The sequence below is a fragment of the Ponticaulis profundi genome, from assembly GCF_042659465.1.
In the GTDB taxonomy this organism is placed as follows: Bacteria; Pseudomonadota; Alphaproteobacteria; order Caulobacterales; family Hyphomonadaceae; genus Ponticaulis; species Ponticaulis profundi.
Map to the genome: position 1 here is coordinate 580,385 of NZ_JBHSSW010000066.1, position 12,263 is coordinate 592,647.

Here is a 12,263-nt window from a genome sequence, read left to right on the forward strand (position 1 = left end):
GGTTGGGACACGCGCATGGCTACAGTTCAGCAAGCGGCTCTGGCTTCAGACACTTTCACGGGCAAGAAAGAGAACAATACACAGTCACTGGCATCATATCTGCTGCCAGACGATCCGAACGGCGCGCGAGCAAAAGCCGTCTGGGCGCAACTCAAGCCAGCTCTTCCTGACGTCCTGAGCGTCTTCTACAGCCGCCTTGCGGAGACACCGAATCTGAAAGGAAAATTGGGTAACGATCCCAAGACCCCTACTCGTTTGGGCGAACTGCAAACCAATCACTGGGAGCGCGTATTCACCGGCGAAGTCGATTCCGGTCTCGAAACGGAAGCGAAAAAAATTGGCTCCGCACACGTGCGCATCGGCCTGACATCAGATTGGTTCATCGCGAGCTATGGTCGAATCCTGATGGACGCTATTCCCATCATCCTGAAGGTCCATCGGTTCACACCACAACGCGCGGCTGAGGCAATTCAGGTAATGATCGCCCGCATCTTTCTCGACATGGCACTCGCAAATGAGTCCTATTCCAGCCAGATCACGGACAAGGAAGCCATCGAGTGGCGCGAGGACAATGACTATCAGAACCTAAGAACGATTGCGGACTCCATTTCAGACCTGAATGAGCTCACACTTAATCTTACCGTTCTGTCGGACAGTTTTCGCAAATCGAATTCAGCAAGCGAATCTGTTGCCGCTGCCGTTGAAGAAATGGTGGCATCCATTCAGCAATTGTCTGACACCAGTCAGAGCGCGTCCAACGACGCAAATGAAACGAACGCTGCACTGGGCGAAGGCATTGAAAGCGTTTCAAGCGCGCGGTCTGCAATCAGCACCGTTTCCGAAGCCGCTGAACAGAGCAATCGCAGCCTGTCCTCACTGAAAAACGCGGCGAACGAGATCGGCGCCTTCATGGAGATCATCCAATCAATTTCCGACCAGACGAACCTTTTGGCACTGAACGCAACGATTGAGGCCGCACGTGCGGGCGATGCAGGACGTGGTTTTGCTGTTGTCGCAAATGAAGTGAAAGCTCTGGCCGGTCAGGCCGCGTCTGCGAGTGATGACGTTGCCAAGCGCATTCAGACCCTCCAGTCGGAAATCGACCGGATCAGTCACAACTTCGAAAACACCAAAACAGCAATCGATAGCGGCGAGCAAACGCTCGACGAAGCGAATACTCGTATTGAATCGGCCGGTACGCAGATGGGTACAGTGGCCAATCGTATGAGCGAAGTCGCTTCCATCCTTGAGCAACAGGAAGGCTCGACGCTTGAGATCAGCGGCCATGTTTCAGGCATTGCCGAAATGTCTCGCGAGAATGCCACATGCATTGTCGATATTGGCGATCTGCTTCAACGAAGCAATGATCACCTCTCCAAAACGGCGAACCAATGGTTCAAAAACAGCTCAGGTCGTTCACTCTGCCAAATGGCAAAAATCGACCATGTTCTCTTCAAGAAGCGGGTTGTTGATACGGTCATGGGCCGGGAAAACTGGAAAGCCTCTGAGGTTCCGAGCAATCACGCCTGTCGTCTCGGCAAATGGTATGACAATATCGACGATGCCGAACTGAAACGGACGGACGCTTTCAGAAAGCTGTCAGAGCCGCACAAACATGTTCACGACAGCGCGGTCAAAACACTTGAAGCACACGAACGCGGTGATCATGATGCAGCATTGGCTGCGCTCAAGGAATTGGACGAATCCAGCCGCGCCGTTCTGCAGTCTTTGAACGACATTTCCGACTATCTGCACTCCAAGGAATCCATAGAGGAACGCCGCAAAAGAGAGCGTGTACCCGTCTATGGCGAAAAGATCGAATTGCGTAGCGATGGGAAAGTCATCAAAGCAAGCGTCATTGATGAAGGTCCGCGCGGCATCGGTATCGATGGAGTCCCGGCTCATGAAGTCGGCAACAGTTTCGAGATCAATTATAATGGCACCAAAAAGGGCGTTGTCCGTTGGTCCAGCGGTAAGCGTGGCGGCATCGAGTTCGAAGACAACTAAGCACCACAATTCTGTAATGCTAATGAGCGGCCGCTTTTCCAAGCGGCCGTTGTGATTCATGTCCGCTTCTGCCTGAAAAAGGCGTGTCTTTCATGGTAGACATAGTTTGTTTGTGCGGCGCCGGTCCTGAACCAACTCAGACTGAACACACGCACAGACCTGAGCGGGGGTTTCGCCATGTGGGATTTTAGCATTAGCAGATCGTTCGGCCTGATGGTCCGGACACTTCCATTTCTGATTTTCAGGATGTTGACCTATGCTGGCATCGCGATTGCGTTTGTCATTGTGACTGGAACCGGCGCTGGTATTGGCTGGGGCATTGGCAGTCTTGGCGGCGAAGACGGACAAGCCACTGGCGTCATGTGGGGCGCATTCTCTGGCTTTGGACTGACAGCCGGCGCGCTTTATCTGGCACGAGAATACATTCTCTACATGGTGAAGGCTGCGCATATTGCCGTACTCGTCGAACTGCTTGACGGGCGCGACATCCCCGGCGGAAAAAATCAAATCTCGTACGGCGCTGAGATGGTCAAAGAACGCTTCATCCAGTCCAACGTGCTGTTTGGCCTTGATCAGCTAATCAAGGGCGTCATCGCGGCCATTACCGGCCTGATGCAGGGTATTACCGCCATTCTGCCCATTCCGGGGCTTCAAAATATTGTCGGGATCATCAAAGCATTTCTGAAAGTGGCTGTTGGCTTTGTCGATGAGATCATTCTCGCTTACGCCATGCGCACAAAGAGCGATAACCCTTGGCAATCAGCAGAAGATGCGCTGGTGCTCTACGGACAGAACTACAAGAAGATGCTGAAGAATGCCGCCTTCCTGGCGGTCATCGTCTATGTTCTGTCTTTTCTGATTTTTCTCATCATGCTCGCACCGGCAGCACTGGTTGTTTATCTGATCCCTGGTAGCTGGTCAGCGGGCGGCTTCATCTTTGCAATCATATTTGCCTGGGCGGTGAAAGCAGCGGTGATTGAGCCGTTTGCTGTTACATGCATGATGGATGTCTATTTCAAAACGATCGAAGGTCAGACAAAAGATCCCGAATGGGATGATCGGCTCTCCAGCATTTCAAAGAAATTCCGCAAGATCAAAGACAAGGCATCTGAATGGGTTGGCGGCAAACGACCGGAAGCCAGCACCACCGCTGCAGCCAGCCAATAGGGACACCGAAAGGACTGGTGTAGACTCCCTGCACCAGCCTCTCATCTGCGGATAAGTACAAATCAGGAATTTTCTGCAGTGCCCTGTGAATAACGGGGATGGAATCTGTTAAGATGCGGTCAAGCTCTGACGTTAACTATTTTTGGCGCTAACGGTTCCTGATGGCATACGACGATCCGCAACCTAACACTTCGAAACAGGATGTTCCGCATAATATCGCTGCGGAGGCTGCGATTCTGGGCGCAATCCTATTCGACAATAATGCCTATCACCGCGTTTCTGAAATTTTGAACGACTCAGATTTTTACGCACCCGGCCACAAGCTCATCTATCAGGTCATTCACGCCTTCGTGCCGAACGGCAAAATGGCTGATGGCGTGACGCTGCACGACCATTTCTCCAAAAAAGGCGAACTCGAAACCGTCGGCGGCGCCGCCTATCTCGCAGACCTGCTGGACCGGGCGGCTTTTGGTCCGGAGATTGTGGATTATGCAACGATCGTCCGTGACCTCGCCATTCGGCGCGAGCTGATTGATATCGGCTCGACCATGGTGTCTGTCGCCAACACGCCGGGCGACGACATTCCTGGCGACAAGCAAATCGAGACGGTCGAGAAACAACTCGGCGCTCTGGCTATGCGCGGGTCAGCACGCGGCGGGTTCAAAGGGTTCGACTACGCGATCACCGAATCGATCCGCATGGCAACGGCCGCTTACCAGCGTGATGGCAAAATCGCCGGTATCTCCACCGGCATGAGCGATCTCGACCACAAGCTTGGTGGTCTACATAATTCCGACTTGCTGATCCTCGCCGGACGCCCATCCATGGGTAAGACATCTCTGGCGACGAACATTGCGTACAATATTGCCAAGGTCTTCAAGGAGGAGCTCAACGAGAATGGCGTGAGAGAATTGCGCGACGGTGGACGCGTGGGCTTCTTCTCGCTTGAGATGTCGTGTGAACAGCTCGCGACACGTATTCTCGCTGAGGTTTCCGGCGTCCAGTCACACCGCATTCGTCAGGGTGACCTCGAGCGCCATGAGTATGATAAAATTCGGGACGCGGCTGCAGAGCTCGAAAGCCTGCCTCTCTACATTGATGATACCGGTGGCATCTCGATTTCGCAGCTGGCAGCACGCGCGCGACGGCAAAAGCGTGGCCAGGGTCTGGACATTCTAATCATCGACTATCTTCAGCTGATCACAGGCTCAGGCGCGCAAAAGGGCGCGAGCCGCGTTCAGGAAGTCAGTGAAATCACCATGGGCCTGAAGGCGCTCGCGAAAGAATTGAACATTCCGATCATTGCACTATCCCAGCTTTCTCGTCAGGTTGAACAACGCGAAGACAAGAGGCCTCAGCTTTCTGACCTTCGTGAATCCGGCTCGATCGAGCAGGATGCCGACGCCGTTCTGTTCGTGTATCGGGAGTCCTATTATCTGGAGCGGATGGAGCCGGAAGAAAACGACGAAAAATTCCAGGCCTGGATGGAAAAAATGGACCGCGTCCGCAATATTGGCGAAGTTATCATTTCTAAACAGCGCCACGGTCCAATCGGCAGGGTAGAATTGCACTTTGATGCCAACATCACAAAATTCAGCAATCTTGAACGACGGCATCAACCACCCGAATATTGATGACGTGATAAACGAGCCTTCGTTTTTTCCTGAAGCCTATGTTTCGCTGGAAACAATCAAATCAAATTACGCGTCATTAAGCTCGTTTGTGACATCGGCGGAAACGTCTGCCGTTGTAAAAGCGAATGCGTATGGCCATGGTATGGCTGAAGTCGGCACCGCGCTGCTTTCTGCAGGATGCCGAACATTCTTCGTCGCTTATCTGAGTGAAGGAAGCGCTCTGCGAAAAGCGCTTGGGTCCGAGCCGACGATTTATGTTTTCAATGGTATTCGCAGCACTGAAATAACAGCCTTTAGCGAATCAAACCTGTCTCCGGTCTGCAATCAAGTCTCCGATATCGCCAGCGCTCTTCAACTCGACCAACGCATCGGCTTCGCCTTGCATTTCGACACGGGCATGAACCGTCTCGGACTTTCGCAAGGTGACATGTCCGAGATTGCAGATCATATAAAAGCACGTCCGCCAAACCTGGTGATGAGCCACCTTGCCTGTGCAGACCTTCCCGGCCACGAGATGAATGCAGCGCAGCTCTCGCGTTTCTCCCAAATCAAGTCCGATTTTCCTGAATCGAAAGCATCCCTATCCGCAACCGCCGGAATTTATCTCGGCGAAGACTATCATCACGATCTGGTGCGTCCGGGTATCGGGCTCTATGGCGGCGGACCTGCACGCCCTGCAGGTATAAAGCTGACACCTGCCCTGACTCTGACCGCCCCGATTTTGAAAGTCTTTGATGTTCCTGAAGGCGAGACTGTCGGATATGCCGCAACATTCCAGACGAGGAGGCCGATTCGTGTCGCCACCGTTTCTCTGGGATATGCCGATGGTTACTTACGCTCAGCAGGGAATTACGGCTTCGCGGTCCTGGACGGCATTCCCTGCCCGGTTCTGGGCCGCATTTCGATGGATCTGACAACCATTGATGTTTCCGACCTCCCAGCAGCACCCAGACCGGGTGACCGTGTTGAGTTTCTGGGCAAACAAGCGGGGCTGGAAATCCAGGCAGAAGCCGCCGGATCAATTGGTTATGAGTTGACGTCGAGACTTGGCGGGCGCATCAGGCATGTGTGGGGCGAATAGGAGTTATTGAGGGTGACCAAAAACATTCCCGTTTTTCTCAGACCGTTCCAATGGGTCGGCGCAGCGTTTTTAGGCCTGCTTGCCGAAACGGGACGGCTCGCGCATTTCGCCGGACGTGTGAAACTGTCAGCCGTCTCTCTCCCTGTTTATCCTGGTGAGATACTCCTGCAGTGTATCCGCATTGGATACTATTCGCTGCCGGTTGTCGGACTCACGGCGCTATTCACTGGTGCGGCGCTGGCTCTAAATATTTACGTCGGTGGTTCACGCTTCAACGCGGAGCAATTCGTACCGAACATTGTGGTACTGGGCATAACCAGAGAGCTCGGCCCGGTGATTGCCTCACTAATGCTTGCGGGCCGCGTGAGTGCAAGTATTGCCGCCGAAGTCGGAACGATGAAAGTAACCGAACAGATTGATGCGCTGCACACCCTGTCGACCAACCCGTTTCGTTATCTCTACGCCCCCCGTTTCTGGGCGGCAGTTCTGACACTGCCGATCCTCGTATTCATCGCGGACATTCTGGGTGTGTTCGGTGGTTATCTGGTTTCCGTCGGTACGCTCGACTTCAACGGCAATCTCTATATCCGGAACACATTCGACTACATGACGACCTCAGACATTGTCGGAGGCCTGATCAAAGCAGCTGTGTTTGGTGCGCTTGTCTCGATCATGGGCTGCTATCATGGTCAGAACAGCAAAGGCGGCGCCAGTGGTGTCGGCCGGGCGGCCACGCTCGCCGTTGTTTCAAGCGCAGTGCTGATTTTCTTCGCCAACTTCCTTCTGACAACGTTTTTCACAAGGATCGGGCTGTGACGGAACCTCTTCTCAAACTCGAAGGCGTTCACAAGTCCTTCGGTCCAAAACACGTGCTGAACGGCGTTGATATCGATGTTGCGCCGGGTCGCTCGCTTGTCATCATTGGTGGCTCAGGCACCGGGAAATCCGTGATGCTGAAATGCGCCCTGGGTCTCATGAAACCAGATAAAGGCGACGTGTTTTTCAACGGTGAAAGTCTGACCACGGGCAAAACCGCGAAAAAGCAGAGAGATATGCTCGAACGGACCGGCATGCTCTTTCAGGGTGGTGCACTGTTCGACAGTCTACCTGTCTGGCAAAACGTATCTTTTCGACTCCTACATGGCGGAAAAATGAAGCGCAGCGATGCAAAAGAACTGGCGATCGACACGCTGAAAAAAGTGCGTCTCGGTTCTGACATCGCTGACCTCTACCCGTCAGAGCTGTCCGGCGGCATGCAAAAGCGGGTTGGACTTGCGCGTGCGATCGCGACCAAGCCGGAGCTGATTTTCTTTGATGAACCGACAACCGGCCTCGATCCGATTACCGCAGATGCCATCAATGATCTCATCGTCGAACAGACAAAAACGCTCGGTGCCTCATCAGTCTCGATCACGCACGACATGCCTTCGGCGCGTAAGATAGGTGACGAAATTGCGATGATTTTCGAAGGAAAGATTATCTGGCGCGGGCCAGCAGATACAGTCGACGATTCCGGCAACGAATATGTCGATCAATTTGTGCATGGTCGGGCGCATGGCCCAATCCAGCCTGCAATGTAGGTGATCATGCGGAGCATCATAAGGATATGACGCTCCGCACATTTTCTCACAGAGACGGATTCAGAAGATACTTCTCGCCCGTCGCCTTTGCATCATAAGCCTTCGCAACATCAAGATTGAGCATGTCACGCAGTGATATCTCTTTGGTGTAGTGGCTCGCAAACGTTGTTTTCAGCTCGCTCACGACGCGCTTACGTAGACGCACATTTCCTTCCGCGCCGATTTTCTCGAGGAACGGCAGAAGCAACCATCCACCGCATCCCCATGACATACCGACACCCGGAGGAATGGTTGTGGGACTCAGATCCAGACGTCCATAAACATATACTTGCTTAGGCGTATCGGAACCATAACGACTGTAGCCACCTGCTTTCTTGCTCGCGGCAGACTCCATCGCAATCAGAATCTGGCCTGCCAGCGGACCACCACCGACAGCATCAAAAGCAATCGTCGCACCTGTTTCAACAAGTGCATCGACAAGGTCGGACATGAACGTCTCGGAAGACGAATTTACGATATATTTTGCGCCGAGGTCTTTCAGGATCTTTTCCTGCTCAGGCTTACGGACGATGTTCACCAGATCAATACCATCGGCAATGCAGATGCGATTGAGCATCTGCCCGAGATTCGACGCAGCCGCAGTGTGAACCAGCGCTGTGTGACCTTCCATCCGCATGGTTTCGGTCATGCCCAGAGATGTCAGCGGGTTTACGAAACACGATGCGCCTTCACGCGGTGTAATGTCATCCGGCAGTTCCATGCACTGTGAAATGTGAAGCTTTCGGTATTCCGAATACATCTCACCACCGAGACAGGCGACCGTTTTGCCCATCAAAGCCTGAGCTGCGTCACTCGACCCAGCTGCAACGACAACGCCTGCGCCTTCGTTACCAGCCGCCATGGATTGGTCCACACGAGCTCCCATTGCGCGCATGCCGGCCGGTGGCACAGGTGCCGTAATAACCGGGCGATCTTCCGACCCACCTTGCTTTGCCTGTGACAAATCACCCGCACCGATCAGTAGACCCAAATCCGATGGATTGATCGGCGCAGCCTCAACGCGGACGATGACCTGATCAGGGCCTGGTTCTTTAATGTCGACTTCAGCGAGCGAAAGCTCCAGCTCGCCTTCGGACTTGATGAGGGTACGAACCTGTAGCCCAGTTTTCGGTAAATCAGCCATTTGCTTTGTTATCCTCCGATGACGTTTTCGTTCTCTCAGACAGGCTTACCCTGTCACGTGACGATAGTCGTGTCACATTAAGTTGTTTCCGCATAGACATCCATGCAATGCATCCACAATCTGCGTTCAAATCCGAATCGTATAAGATCGCACCCACTTCCAGCGATCCCCAACTTCCTTGAGTTTCTGTCATGGCACGCCAGCAACAAACACAATTCGTCTGCCAGTCATGTGGGGCAGCATTCTCGAAATGGAATGGCAAATGCGAAGCTTGCGGCTCCTGGAACACGCTCGTTGAGGAAACGATCGAGAGCACTCCTGGCGGACTCGGAAAAACCAAGAAGCAGACAACAAGTCAACTCGATTTCGTTAGCCTCAATGACCCGACGGATCCGCCAGAGCGCATCGTCATGGGTGTCGAAGAGCTCGACCGGGTTTTTGGCGGCGGCCTGGTTCCGGCATCAGCGACTCTAATTGGTGGAGACCCGGGGATTGGAAAGTCGACCCTGCTCTTACAGGTCGCAGCACGGCTGGCCCGAAATGGGCAAGACGTCGTGTATGTGTCGGGAGAGGAAGCTGCCGCGCAAATACAAGAGCGTGCTGAGCGCCTCAAGATTTCCACAAGCCCGGTGAAACTGGCGACAGAAACAGATCTTCGCACCATTCTTTCAGCCCTGAAGAAGACCAAACCGGATTTTGTGGTCATCGACTCAATTCAGACGCTCTGGTCCGACAGCATTGAGGCCGCACCGGGATCTGTTTCGCAGGTTCGAGCCTGCGCTCAGGAACTCGTCCGCTTCGCGAAGAAATCTGGTTGCGCTCTGGTAATTGTGGGGCACGTCACGAAGGAAGGTCAGATTGCCGGACCACGCGTCGTCGAACACATGGTGGATACCGTTTTCTATTTCGAAGGCGAACGCGGTCACCAGTTCCGTATTCTGCGCGCCGTAAAAAACCGCTTCGGCCCGACCGACGAAATTGGCATTTTCGAAATGCACCAATACGGCCTCTCTCCGGCGAGCGAACCATCGGCGCTCTTCCTATCGACTGAAAATGAGTCGGCGGGCGGTGCGGCGGTCTTTGCAGCCATGGAGGGCTCTCGGCCCGTGCTCGCAGAAGTACAGGCTCTGATTGGCTCCTCTGCCATTGGTACACCGCGCCGGTCTGTTGTTGGATGGGACAACAACCGGCTAGCCATGATCATTGCTGTTCTTGAGGCTCGGTGTGGCATACAGATCGGACCTCGCGACATTTATCTGACCGTGGCCGGTGGATACCGGGTTTCCGAACCGGCAGGCGACCTGGCAGCAGCGGCAGCCCTACTCTCTTCGCTCGCCGATTCGCCATTGCCTGAGAAATCAGTGTTCTTCGGTGAAATTGCCCTCTCGGGTAGTATTCGTCCTGTTGCAAGGATGGAAGCGCGCCTGAAGGAGGCCGAGCGTTTGGGCTTTAAACACGCTTATGGCCCGGAAGGGCCAAAGACGCAGTTCAAAGACTTGACCTATAAACCTTTTAATCGCCTTGGTGACCTAGTAGACCTCCTGCAAATCGGAGTTGATGATGAGTGATTTTCTGGGACCCGGGGCGTTTACCTGGTTTGATCTGATCGTTGTAACGATCATGGTCATTTCAGGTCTCATGGCGCTCGCTCGAGGATTCATTCGGGAAATTGCTTCGATTTTTGCATTCGTTCTCGCCCTGTTTGCTGCGTTTATGGCTTGGCGCATGTTCGCCCCAACGGCACGATCCTATCTGCCAGAGAACTGGAGTGACTGGATCGCAGATGCCCTCGTCGTAGGTATCGCGTTTCTTGCCATTTATATCATCACCGCCTGGTTTGGCCGAAAGATCTCCAAGTTCGTGCATATCCATACGGATATCGGACTTTTTGATCGTCTTGCAGGACTTGTATTCGGCGTCGCTCGCGGAGCGGCAGTTGTGGTACTTGTGCTTTTGGCAACACGCCCTTTCATAGAAGAAGCACAAATCCGCTGGATAGTTGATGCTTACACCTATCCATATTTCGTCGACGCTGTTATCTGGGTACAGAGTAATTTCATGGTATTTGCTGAAGGCGTTCAGGAAGCAATACCTGTCGAAATCACTGAATCGCCCTAACTGGCATTCAGTCAAATTGGAGCTCGCTCGATCGTGTTAATCTGGGATCATGACGACGACAAACTTCGTGAGGAGTGCGGCGTCTTCGGTGTGTTTGGTCATCCGGAAGCTGCTGTCATTACGGCCCTTGGGCTCCACGCGCTTCAGCATAGAGGCCAGGAAGCCTGCGGTATCGCAGCGTTTGACGGAAAGCTTTTCCACAATGAACGCCATACCGGCCTCGTCGGTGATGCATTCACAGGCAAAGACCTGCTCAAGCGTCTGCCAGGGTCCTGGGCCATCGGCCACAACCGCTATCCGACACAGGGTACGCCCGCCATCCGTAACATTCAGCCGATCTTTGCGGATCTGGACTGCGGTGGGTTTGCGGTTGCACACAATGGCAATCTGACGAATTCGCGCTCACTGCGCCGCCAACTTGTCGACAAGGGAGCGATCTTCCAGAGTACGATGGATACAGAGGTGATCCTTCACCTGATTTCCCGCTCCGACAAAGCACGTATTACTGAGCGTTTCGTTGACGCACTGGGACAGATCGAGGGCGGATACGCCCTCGTTGCACTTTCAGAGAATATGTTGATCGGTGCGCGTGACCCGGTAGGCCTTCGTCCACTTGTTCTGGGTGATCTCGACGGCGCAAGCATTCTGGCATCAGAGACCTGCGCGCTTGATCTGATTGGCGCGAAATTCGTTCGCGAAGTCGAACCGGGCGAAATTATCGTCGTGACAAAAGACGGCGTCGAGAGCCTCACGCCATTCCAGCGCCGCTCGACCGCGCCTTGCCTGTTCGAGTTTGTCTACTTCGCACGCCCGGACAGCATGATCCAGGGCAAGAGCGTTTATGAGGTTCGCCGCCGCATGGGCGAACGCTTGGCACAGGACACACCCGCTGATGCCGATGTGATCGTGCCCGTACCTGACAGCGGGGTTCCCGCTGCACTCGGTTTCGCAGAAGCGTCAGGCATCCCTTTCCAGCTGGGGATTATTCGAAACCATTATGTCGGCCGGACCTTCATTGAACCCACGCAGACTGATCGACAGAACAGCATCAGCAAAAAGCACGCTCCAAACCGCGCAGTTCTGAAAGACAAGCGCGTCGTCCTCGTTGATGACTCGATTGTCCGCGGCAACACCTCCAAACGGATCGTCCGCATGGTCCGCGAAGCTGGCGCCAAGGAAATCCACTTCCGATCGGCGAGCCCACCTATCCGTTTCCCTGACTATTATGGCATCGACATGCCATCAGAGCAGGAATTGATGGCTTCTCGCATGTCTCTTGAAGAAATGCGCAATGAGCTCGAGGTAGACAGTCTGGGCTTCCTGTCTGTTGATGGCCTGTATTGGGCTGTCGGTGACGTGAAGCGAGACCCGAACACACCTCAATACGCCGATCACTGCTTCACCGGAGACTATCCAACACGCCTGATTGATCGCCGTTACGATGAAGTTGGGCGTGATGCGCAACTCTCCTTCCTGGATGACTAGCAAAGACA

10 protein-coding genes are annotated in these 12,263 nt (G+C 53.9%); 9 read left to right on the top strand and 1 reads right to left on the bottom strand.

Features of this window, described 5'->3' with window-relative positions:
* Positions 1 to 15: 15 nt before the first annotated feature.
* The 6 genes from ACFQDM_RS18685 to ACFQDM_RS18710 all read left to right on the top strand — a co-directional run bounded on the left by ACFQDM_RS18685 (position 16) and on the right by ACFQDM_RS18710 (position 7,469).
* Positions 16 to 2,007, top strand: coding sequence for a methyl-accepting chemotaxis protein (locus ACFQDM_RS18685; protein WP_377382050.1), 1,992 nt, complete (start codon positions 16 to 18; stop codon positions 2,005 to 2,007).
* Positions 2,008 to 2,184: 177 nt separating this feature from the next.
* Positions 2,185 to 3,174, top strand: a complete 990-nt coding sequence (locus ACFQDM_RS18690) for a hypothetical protein (protein WP_377382052.1) — start codon at positions 2,185 to 2,187, stop codon at positions 3,172 to 3,174.
* 161 nt (positions 3,175 to 3,335) lie between these two features.
* Entirely contained in the window at positions 3,336 to 4,808 is a 1,473-nt protein-coding gene (locus ACFQDM_RS18695) for a replicative DNA helicase (RefSeq protein WP_377382055.1), read from the top strand.
* Positions 4,750 to 5,889 carry an alanine racemase gene (gene alr / locus ACFQDM_RS18700; RefSeq protein WP_377382057.1) on the top strand — a complete coding sequence of 380 codons (1,140 nt, stop codon included), beginning with the start codon at positions 4,750 to 4,752 and terminating at the stop codon, positions 5,887 to 5,889. Before ACFQDM_RS18695 ends, alr begins: the two co-directional genes overlap by 59 nt.
* 12 nt (positions 5,890 to 5,901) lie before the next feature.
* Positions 5,902 to 6,705 carry an MlaE family ABC transporter permease gene (locus ACFQDM_RS18705; RefSeq protein WP_377382060.1) on the top strand — a complete coding sequence of 268 codons (804 nt, stop codon included), beginning with the start codon at positions 5,902 to 5,904 and terminating at the stop codon, positions 6,703 to 6,705.
* Positions 6,702 to 7,469 (top strand): ABC transporter ATP-binding protein, encoded by a 768-nt coding sequence (locus ACFQDM_RS18710; RefSeq protein WP_377382062.1) that lies wholly within the window; start codon positions 6,702 to 6,704, stop codon positions 7,467 to 7,469. The genes ACFQDM_RS18705 and ACFQDM_RS18710 overlap by 4 nt, the downstream gene beginning before the upstream one ends.
* Before the next feature lie 46 nt (positions 7,470 to 7,515).
* On the opposite strand, the gene ACFQDM_RS18715 is transcribed toward ACFQDM_RS18710, so the two are convergent.
* Complete coding sequence (locus ACFQDM_RS18715; RefSeq protein ID WP_377382065.1) at positions 7,516 to 8,652, bottom strand: zinc-binding dehydrogenase; 1,137 nt, start codon at positions 8,650 to 8,652, stop codon at positions 7,516 to 7,518.
* A gap of 191 nt (positions 8,653 to 8,843) precedes the next feature.
* On the opposite strand from ACFQDM_RS18715, the gene radA reads away from it, so the two are divergent.
* The 3 genes from radA to purF are packed head-to-tail and all read left to right on the top strand — an operon-like array spanning position 8,844 to position 12,255.
* Entirely contained in the window at positions 8,844 to 10,220 is a 1,377-nt protein-coding gene (gene radA / locus ACFQDM_RS18720) for a DNA repair protein RadA (protein ID WP_377382068.1), read from the top strand.
* Positions 10,213 to 10,770: a CvpA family protein gene (locus ACFQDM_RS18725; protein ID WP_377382071.1), complete on the top strand. Its 558-nt coding sequence runs from the start codon at positions 10,213 to 10,215 to the stop codon at positions 10,768 to 10,770. Before radA ends, ACFQDM_RS18725 begins: the two co-directional genes overlap by 8 nt.
* Before the next feature lie 33 nt (positions 10,771 to 10,803).
* Entirely contained in the window at positions 10,804 to 12,255 is a 1,452-nt protein-coding gene (purF, locus tag ACFQDM_RS18730) for an amidophosphoribosyltransferase (RefSeq protein ID WP_377382074.1), read from the top strand.
* The last annotated feature ends 8 nt before the right edge of the window (positions 12,256 to 12,263 follow it).